Genomic DNA, 23,149 nt, shown 5'->3' with positions numbered 1-23,149 from the left:
ATGGCTGGGGAACCTGACAACCTTGTTCTAGTCATGCTGCGGCGGATGGACGAGACGTTCACTGACCGGTTTAACCGGATTGATGAGAAGATGGATCGCGTTATTCACGACTTGCATGACGTGAAGGTGCGCTTGACCTCGGTCGAGGAGGGCCTTGCAGGTGTGCAACGTCGTATCGATCGAGTGGAAGACCGCCTCGATCACGTCGAGAAGCGTCTGGACCTCGTTGGTCCCGCCGGGTTTGCGGAGTAGGGGCATGGCCAACATCAAAGTCGACGGCAATCTCGTCGAGGTTCCCGATTTCTACACGCTGATGCAGGCGGCCGAGGCTGCGGGCGCCGAGATTCCGCGCTTCTGCTATCACGAGCGCCTGTCGGTCGCCGGCAATTGCCGCATGTGCCTGGTCGAGGTCAAAGGCGGCCCGCCCAAGCCGCAGGCGTCTTGCGCCATGTCGGTCAAAGATCTGCGGCCCGGCCCCAATGGCGAGCCGCCCGAAATGTTCACCAATTCGCCCATGGTCAAGAAGGCCCGCGAAGGCGTGATGGAATTCCTGCTGATCAACCATCCGCTCGACTGCCCGATCTGCGATCAGGGCGGCGAGTGCGACCTGCAGGACCAGGCCATGGCCTATGGCGTCGACAAGAACCGTTTCGCCGAGAACAAGCGCGCCGTCGAAGACAAGTACATCGGGCCGCTGGTCAAGACCTCGATGAACCGCTGCATTCATTGCACGCGTTGCGTCCGCTTCACCACCGAAGTGGCCGGCATCGCTGAAATGGGCCTGCTCGGTCGTGGTGAGGATGCCGAGATCACCACCTATCTCGAAAAGGCGCTGACCAGCGAACTGCAGGGCAATGTTATCGATCTGTGCCCGGTCGGGGCGCTGACCTCCAAGCCCTATGCGTTCAATGCCCGTCCCTGGGAGCTTAACAAGACCGAATCCGTCGACGTCATGGACGCCGTCGGCTCCAATATCCGCGTCGACAGCCGTGGCCGCGAAGTCATGCGCGTCTTGCCGCGCATCAACGAGTCGATCAACGAGGAGTGGATTTCCGACAAGACGCGCTTCATCTGGGATGGCCTCAAGAGCCAGCGCCTCGATCGCCCCTATGTGCGCCGCAACAAGAAGCTGGGCGCCGCGACCTGGGACGAGGCATTCGCCACGCTAGCCAAGGCTCTCAAGAAGCCTGGCGCGCGCATCGGCGCTATTGCCGGCGACCTGGCCGGCGTCGAAGAAATGTTCGCGCTCAAGGCTTTGCTGGCAGCACTCGGCTCGGGTAATGTGGACGCTCGTCCTGCCGGTTCGGGGCTGAACCCGGCCGGTGGCCGCGCCGGTTATGTGTTCAATCCCACCATTGCCGGAATCGAACAGGCCGACGCCATCCTCCTGATCGGCACCAATCCGCGCCGTGAGGCGTCCGTGCTCAATGCGCGCATCCGCAAGGTCTGGCGCGCGACCGGGCTGCCGATCGGCGTCATCGGCGAAGCGGTCGACCTGACCTACAGCTACACTCATCTGGGTGCCGGCACCGAAACCCTGGCCGATCTCGCTGGCGGCAATGGTGAATTCGCCCAAACCTGGGCCAAGGCCAAAAAGCCGCTGGTGATCGTCGGCGAAGGCGCCGCAACGGCCGATGTGCTTGCGGCAGCCGCAAAATTGTCGACAAGCAACGCGGAAATCGCCCAGAGCTGGAACGGCTTTGCCGTACTGCACAATGCGGCCGCCCGCGTCGGCGCGCTGGACATTGGTTTCGTACCCGCCAGGAGTGCCGCCGACACCGCCGCGATGCTCACTGGTGGCGTCGATATACTGTTCCTGCTTGGCGCCGACGAGGTCGACCTGTCCCGCCTCGACGATACGCTGGTGGTCTATATCGGGACGCATGGCGACAATGGCGCGCACCGGGCCGACGTCATTCTTCCGGCCGCAACCTACACTGAAAAATCGGCGACCTATGTCAATACGGAGGGTCGCGTGCAGATGACCAACCGCGCGGTTTTCCCGCCCGGCGACGCCAAGGAAGACTGGGCGATCATCCGCGCCCTGTCCGCGGTCGTCGGCCAGCCGCTGCCGTTCAATTCCCTGGCTCAATTGCGTGGCGCCCTTTATGCGCAATATCCGCATCTGGCCCGTATCGACACGATCGCCGCGGGCAACCCCGCCGATATCGCCAAGCTCGCCCGAACCACGCCCAAGGGCGCCAAGCGAACTTTGGTCTCGCCGGTGGCGGACTTTTACCTTACCAACCCGATCGCGCGCGCATCCGCCGTGATGGGCGAGTCGGCGGCTTTGGCCGCAGGCTTGCGGCAGGCCGCGGAATAGGGCATCGCCATGGATATCGTAACCTACTCGTTGGACTATCTGCTCGGCATCCCCTTTCTCGGATGGGGTGTGCAGATTGGCTTTGTCTATAAGGCGCTGCTCCTGCTGGTCGTTCTACTGATTTTTACCGCCTTCATTCTACTGGCCGACCGCAAGATCTGGGCGGCCGTACAAATCCGCCGGGGTCCCAACGTGGTTGGCCCGTTCGGCCTGCTGCAGAGCTTTGCCGACCTGCTGAAATTCGCGCTCAAGGAAGCGGTCATTCCCGCCGGCGCCGACAAGATGCTGTTTTTGCTGGCGCCGCTGCTGACGGCGACGTTGGCGCTGGCAGGTTGGGCTGTGATTCCGATCAGCGCCGGCCTGGCAATGGCCGATATCAATATCGGCATTCTCTACGTGCTGGGCATTTCCTCGCTCGGCGTCTATGGCGTCATCATCGGCGGCTGGGCCTCCAATTCGAAATACCCCTTTCTGGGCTCGCTGCGCTCTGCCGCGCAGATGGTCAGCTATGAAGTCTCCATTGGCCTCGTCATCATCACGGTACTGCTCTGCGTCGGCTCGCTGAACCTGAGCGACATCGTCCTGGCGCAATACCAGATGGGGCTGGCCCACATGATCGGCCTGCCGCAGTTAACCTTCCTCAACTGGTTCTGGCTGCCGCTTTTTCCGATGTTCGTGGTGTTCTACATTTCGGCGCTCGCCGAAACCAACCGCCCGCCCTTCGATCTGGCCGAAGGCGAGTCCGAGCTCGTTGCCGGCTTCATGACCGAATATTCTTCGACTCCCTACATGCTGTTCATGCTGGGCGAATACATTTCCATCCTGCTTATGTGCGCGATGACCACGATCCTGTTCCTGGGTGGCTGGATTTCGCCGATCGACCTGCCGCCGTTCACTTGGATCCCGGGGGCCATATGGTTCTTCATCAAGCTGATCCTGGTATTTTTCATGTTCTCCATGGCCAAGGCCATCGTGCCGCGCTACCGCTACGACCAATTGATGCGCATCGGCTGGAAGCTGTTCCTGCCGCTGTCTCTGGTCTGCGTGATCGTGCTGGCTTTTATTCTTCAGCTCACCGGCTGGGGCTGGCACGGAGGGATCGCCTGATGCGCGCCATGCAATTCGTCAACACGCTGTTCCTGCGTGAGTTCGTCGGCACCTTCTTTATGGCTATGCGCTACTTTTTCGCGCCCAAGCCCACCATCAACTACCCGTTCGAAAAGATGCATTACAGCCCGCGCTTCCGGGGTGAACATGTTCTGCGCCGCTATCCCAATGGCGAAGAGCGCTGCATTGCGTGCAAGCTGTGCGAGGCGATCTGCCCGGCGCAGGCCATCACCATCGAGGCGGGCCCGCGCCAGAACGATGGCACGCGCCGCACAGTGCGTTATGACATCGACATGGTGAAATGCATTTATTGCGGTTTCTGCCAGGAAGCCTGCCCGGTCGATGCCATCGTTGAAGGCCCGAACTTCGAGTTCGCCACCGAGACCCGCGAGGAGCTGTATTTCTCCAAGGAAAAACTGCTCGAGAACGGCGACCGCTGGGAGCGAGCCATCGCAGCCAATCTTGCCGCCGACGCGCCGTACCGTTGAAAGCGAGAGCATGACCCTTCCACTGTTCTTCTTTTACGTGTTTTCGACCATCCTGGTCGCTTCGGCGTTCATGGTGATTTCCGCGCGCAACCCGGTTCACGCCGTGCTGTTCCTGATCCTGGCCTTCGTCAACGCGGCGGGCCTGTTCATGCTGGCCGGAGCCGAGTTCCTGGCGCTGATCCTGATCGTGGTCTATGTCGGCGCCGTCGCGGTGCTGTTCCTGTTCGTCGTCATGATGCTCGACGTCGATTTCGCGCAGCTGCGCCAGGGGTTGCTGCAATACGCGCCCATCGGGGTTGTGGTGGGGGTCGTGCTGCTGCTCGAATTGCTTCTCGTCGCCGGCAGCTTCCTGGTGTCGCCGGATGCCACGAGCACGGCCGTCCTGCCCATCAACGGCGCCGTGGACAATACCCGCGCCCTTGGGCAGGTGCTTTACACGCGCTACGTATTCCTGTTCCAGGGCGCGGCGGCGGTATTGCTGGTGGCCATGATCGGCGCCATCGTGCTGACATTGCGGCACAAGCCGAGCGTCAAGCGCCAGGATGCGGCCACCCAGATCGGGCGCCGGGCTGCCGACACGCTGGAAATCGTCAAAGTTAAAAGCGGTCAAGGGTTATAGGGGGCGAACATGGGCGCAGGAATCGAGCTCGGTCATTACCTGACCGTTGCGGCAATTCTGTTCACGCTGGGCGTGTTCGGCATTTTTCTCAATCGCAAGAACATCATCGTCATCCTGATGTCGGTGGAATTGATCCTCCTGGCGGTCAATCTCAATCTGGTGGCGTTCTCGGCGCAACTCAACGATCTGCAAGGGCAGGTCTTTGCCCTGCTGATTCTCACCGTTGCGGCCGCCGAGGCGGCAATCGGCCTGGCAATCCTGGTTATTTTCTACCGCAACCGCGGCTCGATCGCGGTTGAAGACGTCAACATGATGAAGGGCTAAGAACCACCGCTATGATTCAGGCGATTGTTTTCCTGCCCCTGATCGGCGCGCTGATCGCGGGCCTCTTAGGCCGCACTATTGGGCATCGGCCCAGCGAGTACCTGACCACGGGCCTGCTGATCATTGCAGCCGTGCTGAGCTGGTTCGTGTTCCTGCCGGTCGCCTTTGGCGGTGGCTTGACGGGCGCCGAAGGCGGCGTGCTCAAGGTCGAGATCATGCGCTGGATCCAGGTCGGCGAGATGGATCTGCGCTGGATCCTGCGCGTCGACACGCTGACCGCCATCATGCTCGTCGTGGTCAACACCGTTTCCAGCCTCGTCCATGTCTATTCCATCGGCTACATGGCCGACGATCCGCATCGCTCGCGCTTTTTCGCCTATCTCTCGCTGTTCACCTTCGCCATGCTGATGCTGGTGACGGCGGACAATTTCTTGCAGATGTTCTTCGGTTGGGAGGGTGTGGGCCTCGCCTCCTATCTGCTGATCGGCTTCTGGTACACGCGCCCCTCGGCCAATGCCGCGGCCATGAAGGCCTTCATCGTCAACCGCGTCGGCGATTTCGGCTTTGCGCTTGGTATTTTCGGCGCCTTCATGATCCTGGGCCATATCGACTTCGACGGTGCCTTTGCAGCGTCCGACGCCTTCGCCACAACCGGTCTGCCGGTCATCCACTTCCTCAACTGGAACCTGGATGCCATGACCGTGGTGTGCCTCCTGCTGTTCATGGGTGCCATGGGCAAGTCGGCGCAGTTCCTCCTCCACACCTGGCTGCCGGATGCCATGGAAGGTCCGACGCCGGTGTCGGCGCTGATCCATGCCGCCACCATGGTGACCGCCGGCGTCTTCATGGTCGCGCGCCTGTCGCCGCTGTTCGAAACGTCGCCGACCGCCATGACATTTGTTCTGGTCATCGGCGCCATCACCGCCTTCTTCGCAGCGACGGTTGGGCTGGTTCAGAACGACATCAAGCGCGTCATCGCCTATTCGACCTGCTCGCAGCTTGGCTACATGTTCGTAGCCTTGGGGGCAGGGGCCTATTCCGCCGGCGTCTTCCATCTCTTTACCCACGCCTTTTTCAAGGCGCTGCTGTTCCTGGGCGCTGGCGCAGTGATCCATGCCATGCATCACGAGCAGGACATGCGCAACATGGGCGGCCTGCGCCGGAAGATCCCGATCACCTATTACATGATGATCATCGGCACGCTAGCGCTGACCGGCGTCGGCATTCCTGGCACAGAGATCGGCTTTGCCGGCTTCTTCTCCAAGGACTCCATCATCGAGTCTGCTTATGCGGTGGGCGGCAATACCGGCGCCTTTGCGTTCTGGTCCCTGGTCATCGCCGCCATGTTCACCAGTTTCTATTCCTGGCGCCTGATCCACCTGACGTTCCACGGCTCGCCCCGCGATGCGCAGCACACCCATGCCGCTCATCCAGATCCACAGCACGCGGCGCTCGAAAGCCATGACGAGCCGCTGGATGACCACAGCCATGACGACCATGCGCATGACGATCATGGCCATGCCCATCGCCGCGCCTATGACAACGCCCATGAGGCACCAAATGTGATGCTGGTGCCGCTCTATGTTCTGGCCGCCGGTGCGGTGCTCGCGGGCGTGGTGTTTTACGGCATGTTCTTCCACGACGTCGAGCATATCGAGCACTTCTTCGCCGGCTCTTTGGTGGTTGACCATGAGTTTTTGGAAGCCGCCCACGCGGTTCCGCTTTGGGTCAAATGGTCATCGACGATTGCCATGCTGATTGGCTTCGGCGCCGCCTGGTACATGTATATTCGCTCGCCCGACACGCCCGTCAGGCTGGCGCGGACCAATCCCGGCCTCTACCAGTTCCTCTTGAACAAATGGTATTTCGACGAGCTTTATGACCTCATTTTCGTGCGGCCCGCCCTTTGGGTTGGACGCGCGTTCTGGAAAGGCTTTGACGATCAGTTGATCGATCAGACGCTCACCGAGGGCCTTGGCCGTCGGGTGCAAAATGTCACGTCTTGGGTCACCCGGCTGCAGTCGGGATACCTCTACCACTATGCCTTCGTCATGCTGATCGGCATTGCGGCTCTGCTGACCTGGGCCATTGCGGCCGGGGGACTGATCTGATGACCTTTGCCAACTCCATCCTGACGATCCTGACCTTCCTGCCTTTGTTGGGCGCGGCGGCTATCCTTCTCGTTTCCAAGGACAGCAAGGACACGATCCGCTGGATCGCCTTCGTCACCACCGTGATCACGCTGATACTGTCGCTCTGGATGTGGAGCCAGTTCGATCCCGCCAATGCCGGCTTCCAGTTCGTCGTCAACTACGCCTGGATCGGCGACACCATTGGCTACCGCGTCGGCGTCGACGGCATTTCCGTCCTGTTTGTGGTGCTCTCGGCGCTCTTGATGCCGTTCTGCATCCTGACCAGTTGGGAGTCGGTGCAGGACCGCGTCAAGGAATACATGACGGTATTCCTGATTCTCGAAACATTGATGATCGGCGTTTTCACCACGCTCGATCTGGCCATGTTCTACGTCTTCTTCGAAGGCACTTTGCTGCCGATGTTCCTGATCATCGGCATTTGGGGCGGCAAGCGGCGCATCCAGGCCAGCTACAAGTTCTTCTTTTATACTTTCACAGGTTCGGTGCTGATGCTGCTGGCTATCATGGCCATGTATTGGAATGCCGGCACCACCGACATCGCCAAGCTGCTCACCCATGATTTCCCCCAGTCCATGCAGCCTTGGCTCTGGTGGGCCTTCTTCGCCTCGCTCGCGGTCAAGATGCCGATGTGGCCGTTCCATCGCTGGTTGCCCGAGGCCCATGTGGAAGCCCCGACCGCTGGCTCGGTAATCCTGGCCGCAATCCTGCTCAAGCTGGGCGGCTACGGCTTCCTGCGTTTTTCGCTGCCGATGTTTCCCGACGCCTCGGCCCAGTTCGCCAATGTCGTTTTCTTCCTTTCGGTCGCCGCCATCATCATCACCTCGTTGGTGGCGCTGGTGCAGACCGACATGAAAAAGCTGATTGCCTATTCGTCGGTTGCCCATATGGGCTTTGTGACCATGGGCATATTTGCCGGCAATGCCCTGGGCATCCAGGGCGCCATGTTCCAGATGATCTCGCACGGCATCGTTTCTGGCGCGCTGTTTCTCTGCGTCGGCGTCATCTATGATCGCATGCATACCCGCGAGATCGATGCCTATGGTGGCCTGGTCGAGCGCATGCCGCGCTATGCCCTGGCCTTCCTGGTCTTCACCATGGCCAATGTCGGCCTGCCCGGCACCTCCGGCTTTGTCGGTGAATTCCTGACCATGATGGGCGTGTTCCAGGTAAACACCTGGGTGGCGTTTGGTGCCGCATTCGGGGTCATCTTGTCCGCCGGCTACGCGCTCTGGCTCTATCGCCGCGTCATCTTCGGCGCACTGACCAAGGATAGCCTCAAGGCCATTCTCGATCTCAACCTGCGCGAGAAGGTCATTCTTTATCCGCTGATCGTTCTCACCATCGTCTTCGGCTTTTATCCGGCACCAATTCTGGATACGACCGCGGCGGCCGTCGACAATTTGGTGACGCGCTACGCCACGGCGATCGGTGTCGATCCGTCAGTGTCGCTGGCAGAGGCTCAAGCCCCGCTTGTCCATGCCGAACCGGTCGCGGCTGCCGAGCCCGCGGCCGAGCCTGCCGCCCACTAGGAGAGTCCCGTGATATCCGACGTTACCGATTTCGCGAGCCTGGCTCCCGCTTATCCTGAAATGATCGTCGCCATCGGCGCGGTCGTCCTGCTGATCCTGGGCGTTTTCCTCAACAAGGAACGTTCAAGCCTGGTTTCGCTGCTGTCCATCGTCCTGCTGCTGGCCACCGCTGTGTTCGTCATGGCACAGCCGATCGACGGCGTGATCTTCAACGGCACCTTCATTGCCGACAGTTTTGCGCGCTATATGAAGGTGCTGGTGCTTGGCGGCGCCGCGTTCTCGTTGATGCTGGCTTTGCCCAATGCGGTGGAAAACGGCACGCACAAATGGGAATATTCCATCCTCGTGCTGCTGGCGACGCTGGGCATGATGGCCATGGTGTCCGCCAACGACCTGATGAGCCTTTATATCGGGCTCGAACTGCAGTCGCTTGCGGCTTATGTCGTGGTGTCGATCAAGCGCGACGATCCCCGCGCCACCGAGGCCGGCTTGAAATATTTCGTGCTCGGCTCGTTATCTTCCGGCATCCTGCTGTATGGCGCCTCGTTGATCTATGGCTTTACCGGGCATACCAATCTGCAGGAGATCGTTTTGGCGATCGCCAACCAGGGCCGTTCGATCGGTCTGATCTTCGGCGTGGTCTTCCTACTGGCCGGCGTTGCCTTCAAGATTTCCGCCGTGCCATTCCACATGTGGACCCCCGACGTTTACGAGGGTGCACCGACGCCGGTCACCGCCTTGCTCGCCACCGCGCCCAAAGCCGCCGCCATGGCGCTGATGGTCCGGCTGGTCATGGATACGTTTCAGCCCATTGCTCACGACTGGCAGCAGATCATCATCTTCCTGTCCATCGCCTCAATGGTGCTGGCGGCGTTTGCCGCCATCGGCCAGCGCTCGATCAAGCGGCTGATCGCCTATTCCTCGATCGGCCATGTCGGTTTCGCGCTGGTCGGCCTGTCCTCGGGCACCGAAGGCGGCATTGAAGGCGTGGCAATCTACATGGCCATCTATATCGCCATGAATCTGGGCCTGTTCGCCTGCATCCTGTCGCTGCGCACCACCGAGGGTTATGTCGACAACATCGATGATCTGGCCGGTGCCGCCCAGACCCGCCCGTTCGTCTCGGCCATCCTGGCGGTGATGATGTTCTCGCTGATCGGCATGCCGCCCTTGGCAGGGTTCTTTGCCAAATGGCACGTGTTCCTGGCCGCCATCGATTCCCAACTCTACGCGCTGGCTGTCATCGGCGTGTTGGCATCGGCCATCAGCGCGTTCTACTATCTGCGCGTGGTCAAAACCATGTATTTCGACCCGCCGCTGCGCCAGTTCGTAGCCGTCCCCAACGAGCTCAACATCATCATGGCGGTGAGTGGCTTCCTAGTCATCACCTATTATTTCACCGTCGGCAGTCCGTTGGCCAGCCTGGCTCATGTCGCAGCCGGAAGCCTGCTCTAGGTGACCAGCTTCCTGCTTGGACCGCAGGCGCGCGCGGCCGGATATCGGCTGCGCGGCTTTGACAGTGTCGGCTCGACCAACACCGAAGCGCTGGACGCCGCGGCAGCGGGCGATCCCGGCGGCATCTGGTTTGCCGCCCGCCAGCAGACCGCGGGCCGGGGCCGCCGTGGCCGGCAATGGGCCTCGCCCCACGGCAATCTTGCAGCCACGCTCTTGATCGTGCCCGCTGTCGACCCCACCTTGGCTGCAACACTGGGATTTGTTGCGGGCGTCTCGCTGAACCTGGCGCTATCGTCCATCCTGCCGAGCGGCATCGTCAAGCTGGGCATCGACGGCGCGGATGGCCTTTCCAGCGGCAGTCGCACCAGGATTGCGCTGAAATGGCCCAATGACGTGCTGGCCGATGGCGCCAAGCTGGCCGGTATTCTGCTCGAAGCGCAAAAACAGGACGATGGCCGTCACGCCATTGCCATCGGCTTTGGCGTTAACACGGTTGCAGCGCCCCGGGGCTTGCCCTATCCAGCAACCAGCCTGAGCGATCTGGGCGCCACGCCCAGCGCCGAAGCGGTGTTCGAAGCGTTGAGCGACGCCTGGGTCACCGTTTTTTCACTTTGGCAGGACGGCCGGGGCATTGCCGACGTTTTGGCGCAATGGCGCGCGGCCGCGGCAGGCATCGGCGCACCGGTCGCCGTCAACCAGAACGGCGTCACGGTTCGCGGGATTTTCGAAACCATCGATGATGCAGGACGATTGATCGTGCGCGCCGATGACGACACTCGCATCGCCATCACGGCGGGCGACGTACATTTTGGGGCAACGGCCAGCGCCCGAAGCTGACCACAAACTCTGGAGCGGCGACCGGCGGAACATGGATTCCGACCGGCGCCGCGCTCAATAAAGGACTGAATAACCCATGGCTAAAAACCAAAGGGACGAACTCGTCTTCGTGCCGCTCGGCGGCGTCGGCGAAATCGGCATGAACATGGGCGCATACGGCTTTGGGCCCGAGCGTTCTCGCAAATGGATCGTCGTCGATTGCGGCGTGTCGTTCGGCGGGCCCGACCTGCCGGGGATCGAACTGATCATGGCCAATCCCGAATTTCTGGAGGAACGCGCCGACGACGTCTTGGCGCTGATCCTCACCCACTCCCACGAAGACCATTACGGCGCGGTGCTGGACCTCTGGCCCGGCTTTGAAAAGCCGGTCTATGCCACGCCGTTCACCGCCGCCATGCTGGCGGCGAAGCGGGCAGGGGATGGTATCGTCGAAAATGTCGACGTCACCATAATGACCCCCGGCAAGCCCTTTGCCGTGGGTCCCTTCACCATCGAGGCGATCAACGTCGCCCACTCCATCCCCGAGAGCAATGCACTGCTGATCACCACCCCGATCGGCCGCATCCTGCATACCGGCGACTGGAAGCTCGATCCGACCCCCGTCGGCAACAAGCCGACAGATGTGGCCCGTCTCCAAGCCATCGGCGCTGATACCAGCCTGCCGCTGGCGCTGATCTGCGACTCGACCAACGCGATGAAGGACGGCGAAAGCCCGAGCGAAGCCGAAGTCGCCGCCAACCTCGCCGCCATGATCGCCGAATCTCCCAACCGCGTCGCTGTCACCACCTTTGCCTCCAATGTCGGTCGCGTGATTTCCATCGCCAAGGCCGCCGCCAAGGCGGGTCGCCACGTCGTCATGTCCGGCCGCTCCTTGCACCGCATCACCGGCATTGCCCGCGAACTGGGCATGCTCGAGGATTGCCCGCCGCTGCTCGATCAGGATGCCTACAAGACCATCCCGCGCAACAAGATCGTCCTGCTCTGCACCGGCAGCCAGGGCGAGGCCCGCGCCGCCATCGCCCGTATCGCCCGCGGCGATCATCCGGTGATCGAGCTCAACGCCGGCGACCGGATGATCTTTTCGTCCTGGGCCATTCCCGGCAATGAGCGCGAAGTCATCGACATCCAGAACATGCTGATCGATAAGGGCGTCGAAGTCATCACGCAAAAGGACGGCCTTGTGCATGTCACCGGCCACCCGCGCCGCGAAGAGCTCAAACGCCTTTACGACTGGACCAAGCCGCAGGTGCTGGTGCCGGTGCACGGCGAGGCCATGCACCTGATGGCCCACGCCAAGCTTGGCCGCGAGGCCGGCATCCCCGACGTGATCGATGCCCGCAATGGCGATCTGGTGCGCCTGTTCCCCGAACCCCTGGCCTTCCCGGCCGAGGTGCGCACGGGCGAGCTTTACCTGGATGGCCTGGTGCTGTGTACGCCCGAGGAAAGCGGCGTCAAGGGCCGGCGCCGGCTATCCTTTGGCGGCCATATCGTCGTCAGCCTCTGCGTCAGTGGCGGCGGCCAGGTCGTTGCCGGGCCCGATCTGGTCATCGAAGGCCTGCCCGAAACCGAAGATGAATCGCTGAGCGAACTGGTTGAAAACACCATTGCCGGGGTGCTCAAAAGCGTACCGCCCAAGCGCCGCAGCGATACCGAAGTGCTCAACTCCGCCCTGTTCAAGGCGGTCCGCAACGAGGTCAACGCCTATTGGGGCCGCAAGCCCAACGTCTCCGTCTTCGTGCACCGCGTCTAGCGTACAAGCGAACGCTTCCGGCTCCGCCGGAGCGTTCGATGTGCGGCAATAGGAAACGAGCGTTTCGGCTTTCACCTTAATGCCGGCAGGCGTATTGAAGGGGCCGGACAATGCTAGGAAACACCCATGCAGATCGGCTCCATCATTGCGGTTTATTTCGTCATCTGGTGGCTAAGCTTCATCATGGTGCTGCCGATCGGCGCCCGTAGCCAGGCTGAACTGGGCGGCGATATCGTGCCTGGTTCAGACCCCGGCGCGCCAGCCATCCTGCGCATGTGGCCCAAACTGCTTGCGACCACCGTGCTCGCCTTAGCCGTCACGGCACTGCTGTTCTGGGGCCTCAGCAATCCGGTGCTTAAGGAATACTGGAGCTAGTTTTTTACTTTGGGACACCGTTACTGCTCGAATGTCTTGTCAGGATCGCGCTGACGACAATGTCGAACAAATGGTCGCTGCGCAGCTTGAACGAGGCCTGGTCTCCCATCCATCCCAGGGCCGCGACCAGGGCGAACAGATCCGCCCCATTGATATCGGCTCGCGCCGTGCCTGCGTCTTGGGCGCGTTGAAGCAGGCGCGCGCCGGCCGAACGCATCGTTATGCATGACACATGAAGCGCGGAGTCCGGGTCTGCGATGGCGACAGCCATTAGATCGACGACGCCGCTATAGCTGTGAACGAACGCGACCCCGTCACGAAGCCAGGACACCAGCGCCTCGTCAGGCGAGCTGGACGTTTCCAGTTCACCTGCCCTTTGCGTCAACTCGCCAAGGGTCGCGTGCAACAACGCTTCGAGAAGCGCCTCCCGGGTCGGAAAGTGCCGGTATAGCGTGGCCAGCCCGACATCCGCCCGCCGGGCGATATCGCGCAGCGATGCCTCGGCGCCATGCTCGGCTATGACCTCCCGCGCAATTGCCAGTAGCTGGCTGTAATTCTTCTTGGCATCGGCGCGCATGGACTCCCCTTGAAAACGGATCGGTGCACCGTATATACGGATCAGTGCTCCGTTAGATACCACACGATTGCGGAAAAGCAAACCGGGAACCCGGCTGACCAGGATGGCCAACGGCCTCGGTTCGGAGCCTGACGCGCTGAAGCGCGAATGAGCCGCGCTTTGTTTCGATTATTTGAAAGGAAAAATTATGGGCAAGCTTGATGGCAAGGTTGCAGTGATAACAGGCGGATCGAGCGGAATGGCGCTGGAAAGCGCCAAACTGTTCGTCGACGAGGGCGCTTATGTTTTTATCACCGGACGCAGGCAAGACGCTTTGGATGAGGCCGTCAAACGGATTGGCCGGAACGTCACCGGCGTGCAGGGTGATGCCTCCAATCTCGACGATCTAGACCGCCTGTTCGAAACGGTGAAGCGAGAAAAGGGCAGTATCGACGTGCTTTTCGCCAGCGCCGGCATCGGCGGCGAAGCCCAAAAGCTGGGTGAGATCACCGAACAGAACTTCGATGCGACCTTTGGTCTGAACACCCGTGGCACCCTCTTTACGGTCCAGAAGGCCCTGCCGCTGTTCAACGATGGCGGATCGATTTTCATGACTGGATCGATCGCCTCGGTCAAGGGTTGGCCCGACTACACAGTCTATTCGGGCAGCAAGGCTGCGCTGCGCGCTTTCGCCCGCGGCTGGCTCAACGAGTTGAAGGACAGGAAGATCAGGGTGAACGTGCTGAGCCCGGGCCAGATCGCGACGCCCATTCAGGAGCAGTTGTTCGATGCCGAGACGATGCGGCAATTCGAGTCTCTCATTCCACGTGGGAAAATGGGCCGTCCTGAAGAGATCGCGACCGTGGCGCTGTTTCTGGCTTCGGACGCCTCCAGTTTCGTAAACGGCGTTGAATTGTCCGTTGACGGCGGCACGTCAGCAATCTGAAGCCTGCGGCCCGGCAAGCCACACCGGTTTTCGGGCTCCACGCACTGCGGCTACATTAGATTCGGAACGTAGCCCGATGCGCGTCGTTGTCGTGCTGACCCAAATCGCAGGTGAGATAGCCCATGAGCCAGCACGACAATATCGAACAACAGAAGAAATTTGGTGCCGCAGTGCAAAGTGGCGATTTCGACCAGCTTGCCGACCTGGTGGCTGCGGACTGCGTCGATCATGACCCTGCACCTGGGCAGGTGGCCGGTCCTGAAGGCTATGCCGACTTCTTCGGTCAGTTGCGCCAGGCCTTTCCCGATATGAAGATAGAACCCATTCATCTGGTGGCCGACGACGACAATGTCGCCTTTGCCTATACCCTGACCGGTACGCACCAGGGTCCATTCATGAACGTCGCGCCGTCGGGAAAAACCATCAAGGTGCGAGGTATGCAGATTTCGAAGTTCAGGGACGGCAAGATGGTCGAGCGCTGGGGCAGCTCGGACCAGCTTGGCATCTTGCAGCAGCTGGGTGCTGCCTGAGACGCCTCGCCTGCCGGTAAGCCGGTACGACAAACAAAAAAGCAGGGCACGAGGCCCTGCTGGATTGAGTTTGTTCGACAATACGCTGGTCTTAGGCACGCTACGAAAGCGGCAGCCAACGCTCCTCCCTTGACGTTGTCGACGTCCGGCGGTTTGAACCACCGTTGTTTATTGTCACGGACCCTAACAACAACAAACGCCTCTGTCACGTAGATTCTGCATGGCTTGCATGCTTGCAACGGATGGACTTGTAGGCTTTCAGTGGGCACTAACAAAAGCCTTGAGTCGTCGTCGTTTGGAGCCGCCATGCGCCTGTCTCGCTACTTCCTGCCAGTGCTGCGCGACGTGCCAAAAGAAGCCGAAATCGTTTCGCATCGGTTGATGTTGCGGGCCGGCATGATCCGCCAGCAGGCCTCGGGGCTCTATAGCTGGCTGCCTTTGGGCCACCGGGTGCTCATGAAGGTGCAAAAGATCATCGAAGAGGAGCAGAACCGCTCCGGCGCCATCCAGCTTCTGATGCCCACCATCCAGTCGGCCGATCTCTGGCGCGAATCGGGGCGATATGACGCCTACGGCAAGGAAATGCTGCGCATCGAGGACCGCCACGAGCGTGAATTCCTCTATGGTCCCACCAATGAAGAGATGGTGACGGACGTCTTCCGCGCCTATGTCAAATCTTACAAGGATTTGCCACTCAATCTCTACCATGTGCAGTGGAAATTCCGCGACGAGGTACGCCCCCGCTTCGGCACCATGCGCAGCCGCGAGTTCCTGATGAAGGATGCCTATTCCTTCGACCTGACCAAGGAGGACGCGGTCAAGGCCTACGAGCGCATGTTCGTAGCCTATCTGCGCACCTATGCCCGCATGGGGCTGACCGCAATTCCCATGCGCGCCGATACTGGCCCCATCGGCGGCGATCTTAGCCACGAATGGATCGTGCTCGCCGACACCGGCGAGAGCGCCGTGTTCTGCGACCGCCGCCTGCTCGAAAAACCCATCCCACCCCAGGACATCGACTTCCGCGGCGACCTCAAGCCCGTGTTCGACGATTGGACCTCGCTCTACGCGGCAACCGAGGACATGGTCGATATGGCCGAGTTCGAGGCGGCTGTGCCCGAGCAACACCGGGTTTCCGCTCGCGGCATCGAAGTCGGCCATATTTTCTACTTCGGGACCAAGTATTCCGAGCCCATGAAGGCGACCGTGACCGGTCCCGACGGCAAGGAAATCACCGTGCATATGGGCTCCTATGGTGTCGGACCGACGCGTCTCGTCCCAGCGATCATTGAGGCCTCGCACGACGAGGCCGGCATCATCTGGCCGGTCAGCGTCGCCCCGTTCGAGGCGGTGCTGATCAATCTCAAGGCCGGCGACGCCGAATGCGATGCGGCCTGTGATGCCCTTTATGGCGAGCTCCAGCAGGCCGGCATTGACATGCTTTACGACGATCGCGACCAAGGCGCCGGCGGCAAGTTCGCCACCGCCGACCTGATCGGCATTCCCTTCCAATTGATCCTGGGCCCCCGCGGCCTCAAGTCCGGCGAAGCCGAGATCAAGCATCGCCAAGGCGGCGAGCGCGAAACCCTGCCCATTGCTGCCGCCGTCGCCCGCCTCAAGGCTCTGATCGAACCGCAAAGGCGGACCGACATTTGAGCGACACGCCGGCACCAGTACTCAACCGGGGAACGCGCGCCTTCGCGCCCTTCGAATGGATGATCGCAGGGCGCTATCTGCGTGCCCGGCGCAAGGAAGCGTTCATCTCGATCATTGCCAGTCTGACCATGGTCGGTGTCGCCATCGGCGTGGCGACGCTGATCGTCGTCATGTCGGTCATGAACGGCTTCCGCGCCGAACTGCTGACCAAGATCCTGGGCCTTAACGGCCACTTCACCGCCTTCCCTATCGAACGAGAGTTCACCGACTACAAGGAAACCATCGCCGCCCTGCAACAGGTCGACGGCGTCGAGTTCGCCGTCTATTTCGTCGAAGGCCAGGTGCTCGCTTCGGGCAATGGCAGCTCGGCCGGCGTCACCGTGCGGGGCATGGACGAGGAAAACCTGAAAAAGCTCAAGCTGCTCTATAATGGCGCGGCCCAGGGCGGCTGGGACAATTGGGACTCCAGCAAGGGCGTGGCCATTGGCTACCGGCTGGCGCAGACGCTCGGCGTGTCGCTGGGCGATAGCGTCACCATCATTAACCCCGACGGCGCCATGACCCCCTTCGGCACCACGCCACAAATTCGGTCTTACCCGGTCAACGTCATCTTCGATCTCGGCATGGTCGAGTTCGATAGCTTCTTCATGTACATGCCGTTGGCGCCGGCCCAGGAATTCTTCAAGCTCTACGAGGATGTGCTCAAGCCCGGCCAGAAGCCGCTCGACCCGATGGCGACCGATGCCGAGATCGACGCCGCCTATATGCGAATATCCCAAGCCAGCGCCGCCGAAATCTTCATCGACGACCCGGATAACGTCAGTGTCATGCGCGAGCGGCTGCAAGCGGATTCCGTGACGCGCCCGCTGGTGCTGACCGACTGGCAGCAGCGCAACGAGACCTTCTTTTCCGCGCTGCAGGTGGAGCGCGTCGTGATGTTCACCATCCTGTCCATGATCATTCTGGTGGCGGCGTTCAACATCATTTCCAGCCTCGTCATGCTGGTCAAGGACAAGAGCAGCGACATCGCCGTGCTGCGCACCATGGGCGCCACGCGCGGCTCGATCATGCGCATCTTTTCCATCACCGGCACCACCATCGGCGTGGTGGGAACGCTGATCGGGCTGGCGCTGGGCCTGCTGGTCGCCTCCTATGCCGAGCCGCTGCGCGCGTTCTTATCCAATACGTTGGGCGTGGCGATTTTCCCGCCCGAAGTGTTCTTCCTGTCCGCCCTGCCGTCCAAGACCGATCCGCTCGAGGTCACCGTCGTGGTGTGCCTCGCCCTGGGCCTCAGCTTCCTCGCCACGCTCTATCCCGCCTGGCGCGCCGCCCAATACGATCCGGTCGAGGCGCTGCGCTATGAGTAAGCCGCATCTGGTGCTGACCGACGTGCATCGGCACTACGGGCAGGGCGACAAGATCGTCCGCGTGCTCGAAGCCGCTAACCTCACCGTCGACAGCGGCGAGCTGGTGGCCCTGGTCGCCCCCTCAGGCGCCGGCAAATCCACGTTGCTGCACCTGAGTGGCCTCTTGGAAAGTCCCCAAGGCGGTGAAATCGAGATCATCGGCATCAAGACCAGCCAGCTTGGCGATCGCGGCCGCACGCAACTGCGCCGCTCCACCGTCGGCTATGTCTACCAGTTCCACCATCTGCTGCCCGAGTTCACTGCCCTCGAAAACGTATCGATGCCCCAGCTTATTGCCGGCAAAACCCAAGCCGAGGCTGATAAACGCTCGATGGATCTGCTCGACCTGCTCGGCGTCGCCCCCCGCGCCAGCCATCGTCCGGCCGAACTGTCTGGTGGCGAGCAGCAGCGCATCGCCATCGCCCGCGCCGCCGCCAATCATCCCAAGGTCATCCTCGCCGATGAGCCGACCGGCAATCTCGATCCCGAAACCAGCGATCTGGTGTTCGAGGCCCTGGGCAATCTGATCAAGAACGAGGGCGCCGCGGCGCTCATCGCCACCCACAATCATGACCTCGCCCGCCGCGCCGATCGCATCGTGACGCTCAAGGGCGGGCTGGTCGTCGCTCACACTCTTTAATTGATCGAACCAAAGCGATATCGTGGCGTTCTCCGCCGGAGGAGAAAGCCAATGACGCTGATCATGATAGTGGCGATGATGAGTATTGTCGGACTATTGACCGCCAACGCGCGGCACTGAGCGGTCCTATTCATCCTGCATGCTGGCCTTGCGCGCCTGTTCCGCAATCACGGCCAACAGCCGCCTGGCGGTTTTTAGGTCTGCCGTGAGCTTGTCGTTCTGCGCCTTTAGTTGCCGCATGCGCGCTTCTGCCGCCTGGTGATGCTCGATCCCATATTCGTGGATGCGCTTGACCACCACCTTGCTCGCAGGAGCGTCCGGATGCTCCAGCAATTGGTGCCAGTTCAGCCCCGACTTTTCCATCAGCCGATGTGCTGCCAGCGCTGCCGAGGCCCGCTCGCCGACATGATCGGAACCTAAGAGGCCCAAGACGCGAATAAGTCTGGTCAAGGCGGCTGGCTTCACGATCATCTCCGACAAGGTGCGCACCACGACGCTTCAACACGCTCAAAACCCGCACGAGCGCAACGCAGTATCGGTCCACGCCAAAGCCCATCCTAACGAATTCCTAACCAAACCGGCACGATCCCCGCTACTCTCCAACTTCGTCATCGACAGGAACAAACAGCGAACTTATAAGAACGTATCAGAAACGAAGGAGACGAAAATGCTGACTTTCCTGAAGGATTTTGCCGCGTTCATCACTCTGGGTGCCTTTACCGTCGGTTCGCTCACCTGGATGGATGTACTGACCCGACTCGTGTGACCCTCCTGTGGATTGTGCGCCGATTTGCGGCGCGCATCGGCGCAGAGGCTGTCACAAGGAGAGCCTGATAAAGGACGATCATGACCGGCCCCGGCTTCATCCATCTGCATGTGCATTCCGCCTATTCCCTGCTCGAGGGCGCACTGCAGCTTGAGACGATGCTGAAGCTGGCCAAGGACGATCACCAGCCGGCCTTGGGCATTGCCGATACCGGCAACCTGTTCGGCGCGCTGGAATTTTCTGAGAAAGCCGCCAAGAAGGGCATCCAGCCACTTATTGGCGTCGAGCTCGGCGTCGATTTCGCTGCCCGCGAGGAGCGCACCAACGAGCGCGGCAACCATACCCATTCCGCCAAATCCAGTATTGTCCTGCTGGCCAGCAGCGAAACCGGCTTTGGTAATCTCTCGCGCCTGGTGTCCAGGGCCTATCTCGACGGCGATGGCGGCGCGGCCCGTGCACAACTCGATTGGCTGAGCCGCGATGGCCTCGACGGCATTATCTGCCTGACTGGTGGACCCGAAGGCGCCATTGACGCCTGCCTCGCCGCCGGGCAGGACGCCCACGCCCAGCAGCGGCTGGCGCGCCTGCAGGACCTGTTCGGCGATCGACTTTATATCGAACTGCAGCGCCATGGCCGCGTACAGGAAGCTTCCGTCGAGCCGCGCCTCGTCGACTACGCCTATCGCCACGGCATCCCGCTGGTGGCCACCAACGAGCCGTTCTTCAAATCCACCAGGGAATTCGAGGCCCACGATGCACTGCTGGCTATCGCCGGCGGCACCGTGCTGGCCCAGACCGAGCGGCGCAAGCTGAACGACCAGTATTATTTCAAGACCCGCGCCGAAATGGTCGAGCTGTTCGCCGACCTGCCCGAGGCGCTGAATTCGAGCGTTGAGATCGCCCGCCGCATCAGCTACCGCCCGCTCACCCGCGCCCCTATCCTGCCCAAATTTGCCGCCGCGCCCGGCCTGAGCGACGATGAAGCCGTTGCGGTCGAGGCCGCAGCTTTGCGTAAGATGGCGGAGGAGGGGCTCGATGCCCGCCTCGCCACCGTCGGCATGGCGCCGGGAAAGACCGAGCAGGAATACCGGGACCGTCTGGAGTTCGAACTGGGCGTCATCGCCTCGATGAAATTCCCCGGCTATTTCCTCATCGTGGCCGATTTCATCCGCTGGGCCAAGGCCCAGTCCATTCCGGTCGGGCCGGGCCGTGGCTCTGGCGCCGGATCGCTGGTGGCCTATGCCACCACCATCACCGATCTCGACCCGCTGGCCTATAACCTGCTGTTCGAGCGCTTCCTCAATCCCGAACGCGTCTCGATGCCGGACTTCGACATCGATTTCTGCCAGGACCGCCGCGAAGAAGTCATCACCTACGTGCAGTCCAAATACGGCTCGCAACAGGTGGCCCAGATCATCACCTTTGGAACGCTGCAGGCCCGCGCCGTGCTGCGCGATGTCGGCCGCGTGCTGCAAATGCCCTATGGCCAGGTCGATCGCATCTGCAAGCTGGTCCCCGCCAACCCCGCCGATCCCTGGTCCATCGAGCGCACCATGAACGAGGTGCCCCAGTTCCGCATAATGGCCCAGGATGACGAGACGGTGGGCGAGCTGATCGCCATCGCCAAGAATCTCGAAGGTCTGTTCCGCCACGCCTCGACCCACGCCGCCGGCATCATTATCGGCGATCGGCCATTGCAGGATCTGGCGCCGCTCTATCGCGATCCGCGCTCGGACATGCCGGTCTGCCAATACAACATGAAGTGGAGCGAGGCCGCGGGCTTGGTCAAGTTCGACTTCTTGGGCCTCAAGACCCTGACGACCATCGATTATGCCGTCGATATGATCAACCAGGACGGCGGCACTTTCCGCATCGAAGATATCCCCATCGACGACACACCCACCTACAGGCTCTACCAGCAGGGCGACAGTTTCGGCGTGTTCCAGGTGGAGGGCGCCGGCATGCGCCGGGCGCTGGTCGATCTAAAACCCGACCGGTTCGAGGACATCATTGCCCTTGTGGCGCTCTATCGGCCCGGCCCGATGGACAATATCCCCCTGTTCTGCGACCGCAAACACGGCCGCGAAGAGGTGGAATATCCTCACAAAGACCTCAGCGTCGTCCTCGACGAAACCTATGGCATCATCGTCTACCAGGAACAGGTGATGCAGATCGCCCAGCTTTTGTCGGGCTATTCCCTGGGCGAAGCCGACATGCTCCGCCGCGCCATGGGCAAGAAGATCAAGGCGGAAATGGATGCCCAGCGCGACCGTTTCCGCGACGGCGCCATCACGCACGGGCTCAAGAAGGCGCAGGCCGATACCATCTTCGACCTCCTGGCGAAGTTCGCCAATTACGGCTTCAACAAAAGCCATGCCGCGACCTACGCCCTGGTGTCCTACCAGACGGCCTATCTCAAGGCCCACTTTCCGCACGAGTTCCTGGCCGCCTCCATGACCCTGGACATGGGCAATACCGATAAATTGGCCGAGTTCCGCGGCGAAGCCAAGCGCCACGAGATCGAACTGGTCGCGCCCTGCATCAATCGCTCGCAGGCGGCATTCTCAGTGCGCGACAAGGCCATCCATTATGGCCTTTGCGCCGTCAAAGGCGTCGGCCGCCAGGTTGCCGAACACATCGTGGACGTGCGCGGCGATACGCCGTTCAAGGACCTCGGCGATTTTGCCCGCCGCGTCGATCCGCGCATCCTGTCCAAGCGCACGCTGGAAACGCTGGCCAATGCCGGTGCGTTCGACCAGATCGTGCCCCGCCGTGAAGTGGCCTTCGCCGCCATCGAGGCGGTCATGGGCATGGCGCAGGCCCTGACCACCGAGCGGACCGCAGGCCAGTGGAACATGTTCGACAGCGGCGAGCCCGAGCCGATCAAGCTTCCCGCCGGCGTGCCCGCCTGGACCACCACCGAGCGTGCCGATCGGGAGCTATCGGCCATCGGTTTCCACCTATCAGCTCATCCGCTCGATGCCTATGCCGACCTGTTCGAGCGCCTGCGCGTACAAAAGTGGGGCGAATTCGAACGTGCCGTCAAGGACGGCGCCTCGGCCGGCCGGCTTGCCGGCACCATTTCCGGCCGCCAGGACCGGCGCACCCGCAAGGGCACGCCGATGATGATCCTGACCCTTTCCGACCAGAGCGGCAGCTTCGAAGTCATCGCCTTTTCCGAGCAGATCAATGAATTCGGCGCCATCCTGAGCGCCGGCAAATCGGTGGTCCTGCAGGTGGGCGCCGAAGAACGCGCTGAAGGCGTCAGTCTGCGGCTCTTGTCGGCCGAACCGATCGAGGGCATCGCCGAAAAAATCGAACGCCGGTTGACCGTCTTCGCCGATGACCCGGTAGCCCTCGGACCGATCAGCGCCCAGCTCAAGCGCGGCGGGGAGGGGAGCGTCAACTTCGTCGTCATCCGCGACGGCGGCGCCCGCGAATACGAAATCGAACTCCCCGGTAGCTACCGCCTGACCGCCGAAGTCGCCGGCGGCATCAAGGCGCTCGCCGGCGTCATGGACGTGCGGTTCCACTAGCGCTACGTCCTTGCTGGGACCGCTGGTCCAGGCGGTCATCGATTTTGCCCATGCACAGTGTCCCCGGCGCATGCCGGCGCCCATCCCGAGATTTTCCGCCCGCCGCCCCAGATCGCTCCCGACGCAGTCCAGCTATATGCATCGTCCAGACCG

General features: G+C 61.6%; 20 protein-coding genes. 18 read left to right on the top strand and 2 right to left on the bottom strand.

Annotation, left to right across the window (positions count from 1 at the left end; all coding sequences use genetic code 11):
• The 12 genes from ACFE8X_RS08285 (at position 1) to ACFE8X_RS08230 (ending at position 12,960) form a co-directional block, all read left to right on the top strand.
• Complete coding sequence (locus ACFE8X_RS08285; protein ID WP_375450986.1) at positions 1-252, top strand: hypothetical protein; 252 nt, start codon at positions 1-3, stop codon at positions 250-252.
• 4 nt (positions 253-256) lie between these two features.
• Positions 257-2,323, top strand: coding sequence for an NADH-quinone oxidoreductase subunit NuoG (nuoG, locus tag ACFE8X_RS08280; protein ID WP_375450985.1), 2,067 nt, complete (start codon positions 257-259; stop codon positions 2,321-2,323).
• A 9-nt stretch (positions 2,324-2,332) separates the two neighbouring features.
• Complete coding sequence (gene nuoH, locus ACFE8X_RS08275; RefSeq protein ID WP_375450984.1) at positions 2,333-3,430, top strand: NADH-quinone oxidoreductase subunit NuoH; 1,098 nt, start codon at positions 2,333-2,335, stop codon at positions 3,428-3,430.
• Positions 3,430-3,918: an NADH-quinone oxidoreductase subunit NuoI gene (nuoI, locus tag ACFE8X_RS08270; protein WP_375450983.1), complete on the top strand. Its 489-nt coding sequence runs from the start codon at positions 3,430-3,432 to the stop codon at positions 3,916-3,918. The genes nuoH and nuoI overlap by 1 nt, the downstream gene beginning before the upstream one ends.
• A gap of 10 nt (positions 3,919-3,928) precedes the next feature.
• Entirely contained in the window at positions 3,929-4,537 is a 609-nt protein-coding gene (locus tag ACFE8X_RS08265; RefSeq protein WP_375450982.1) for an NADH-quinone oxidoreductase subunit J, read from the top strand.
• A 9-nt stretch (positions 4,538-4,546) separates the two neighbouring features.
• A complete protein-coding gene (gene nuoK / locus ACFE8X_RS08260) occupies positions 4,547-4,861 on the top strand; it encodes an NADH-quinone oxidoreductase subunit NuoK (protein ID WP_375450981.1) in 315 nt (104 codons plus the stop codon).
• Positions 4,862-4,872: 11 nt separating this feature from the next.
• Entirely contained in the window at positions 4,873-6,972 is a 2,100-nt protein-coding gene (nuoL, locus tag ACFE8X_RS08255; protein WP_375450980.1) for an NADH-quinone oxidoreductase subunit L, read from the top strand.
• Entirely contained in the window at positions 6,972-8,543 is a 1,572-nt protein-coding gene (locus ACFE8X_RS08250; RefSeq protein ID WP_375450979.1) for an NADH-quinone oxidoreductase subunit M, read from the top strand. Before nuoL ends, ACFE8X_RS08250 begins: the two co-directional genes overlap by 1 nt.
• A gap of 12 nt (positions 8,544-8,555) precedes the next feature.
• Positions 8,556-9,998: an NADH-quinone oxidoreductase subunit NuoN gene (gene nuoN / locus ACFE8X_RS08245; protein WP_375451058.1), complete on the top strand. Its 1,443-nt coding sequence runs from the start codon at positions 8,556-8,558 to the stop codon at positions 9,996-9,998.
• Positions 9,999-10,835, top strand: a complete 837-nt coding sequence (locus ACFE8X_RS08240; RefSeq protein WP_375450978.1) for a biotin--[acetyl-CoA-carboxylase] ligase — start codon at positions 9,999-10,001, stop codon at positions 10,833-10,835.
• A 76-nt stretch (positions 10,836-10,911) separates the two neighbouring features.
• On the top strand, positions 10,912-12,585 hold the full coding sequence (locus ACFE8X_RS08235; RefSeq protein ID WP_375450977.1) for a ribonuclease J: 1,674 nt from the start codon (positions 10,912-10,914) through the stop codon (positions 12,583-12,585).
• A gap of 126 nt (positions 12,586-12,711) precedes the next feature.
• On the top strand, positions 12,712-12,960 hold the full coding sequence (locus tag ACFE8X_RS08230) for a DUF1467 family protein (RefSeq protein WP_375450976.1): 249 nt from the start codon (positions 12,712-12,714) through the stop codon (positions 12,958-12,960).
• A gap of 4 nt (positions 12,961-12,964) precedes the next feature.
• Here ACFE8X_RS08230 and ACFE8X_RS08225 read toward each other — a convergent pair whose 3' ends face one another.
• Positions 12,965-13,648: a TetR/AcrR family transcriptional regulator gene (locus tag ACFE8X_RS08225; RefSeq protein ID WP_375450975.1), complete on the bottom strand. Its 684-nt coding sequence runs from the start codon at positions 13,646-13,648 to the stop codon at positions 12,965-12,967.
• A 76-nt stretch (positions 13,649-13,724) separates the two neighbouring features.
• Here ACFE8X_RS08225 and ACFE8X_RS08220 point away from each other — a divergent pair, with 76 nt between their 5' ends.
• The 5 genes from ACFE8X_RS08220 (at position 13,725) to ACFE8X_RS08200 (ending at position 18,694) form a co-directional block, all read left to right on the top strand.
• Positions 13,725-14,462 carry an SDR family NAD(P)-dependent oxidoreductase gene (locus ACFE8X_RS08220; protein ID WP_375450974.1) on the top strand — a complete coding sequence of 246 codons (738 nt, stop codon included), beginning with the start codon at positions 13,725-13,727 and terminating at the stop codon, positions 14,460-14,462.
• 122 nt (positions 14,463-14,584) lie between these two features.
• Entirely contained in the window at positions 14,585-14,992 is a 408-nt protein-coding gene (locus ACFE8X_RS08215; RefSeq protein ID WP_375450973.1) for an ester cyclase, read from the top strand.
• A gap of 306 nt (positions 14,993-15,298) precedes the next feature.
• On the top strand, positions 15,299-16,648 hold the full coding sequence (gene proS, locus ACFE8X_RS08210) for a proline--tRNA ligase (protein ID WP_375450972.1): 1,350 nt from the start codon (positions 15,299-15,301) through the stop codon (positions 16,646-16,648).
• Between the two features lie 59 nt (positions 16,649-16,707).
• A complete protein-coding gene (locus tag ACFE8X_RS08205) occupies positions 16,708-18,015 on the top strand; it encodes an ABC transporter permease (protein ID WP_375451057.1) in 1,308 nt (435 codons plus the stop codon).
• Positions 18,008-18,694: an ABC transporter ATP-binding protein gene (locus ACFE8X_RS08200; protein WP_375450971.1), complete on the top strand. Its 687-nt coding sequence runs from the start codon at positions 18,008-18,010 to the stop codon at positions 18,692-18,694. The genes ACFE8X_RS08205 and ACFE8X_RS08200 overlap by 8 nt, the downstream gene beginning before the upstream one ends.
• Positions 18,695-18,820: 126 nt before the next feature.
• On the opposite strand, the gene ACFE8X_RS08195 is transcribed toward ACFE8X_RS08200, so the two are convergent.
• On the bottom strand, positions 18,821-19,144 hold the full coding sequence (locus tag ACFE8X_RS08195; RefSeq protein WP_375450970.1) for a hypothetical protein: 324 nt from the start codon (positions 19,142-19,144) through the stop codon (positions 18,821-18,823).
• A 396-nt stretch (positions 19,145-19,540) separates the two neighbouring features.
• Between ACFE8X_RS08195 and dnaE the strand changes: the two genes are divergently transcribed.
• The gene (gene dnaE / locus ACFE8X_RS08190) at positions 19,541-22,996 is read left to right on the top strand and encodes a DNA polymerase III subunit alpha (RefSeq protein ID WP_375450969.1); all 3,456 of its coding nucleotides are present in this window, start codon (positions 19,541-19,543) and stop codon (positions 22,994-22,996) included.
• The last annotated feature ends 153 nt before the right edge of the window (positions 22,997-23,149 follow it).

The sequence above is a fragment of the uncultured Devosia sp. genome (genome assembly GCF_964244875.1).
Taxonomy (GTDB): Bacteria; Pseudomonadota; Alphaproteobacteria; order Rhizobiales; family Devosiaceae; genus Devosia.
This window is presented reverse-complemented; position numbering and strand designations above follow the sequence as displayed.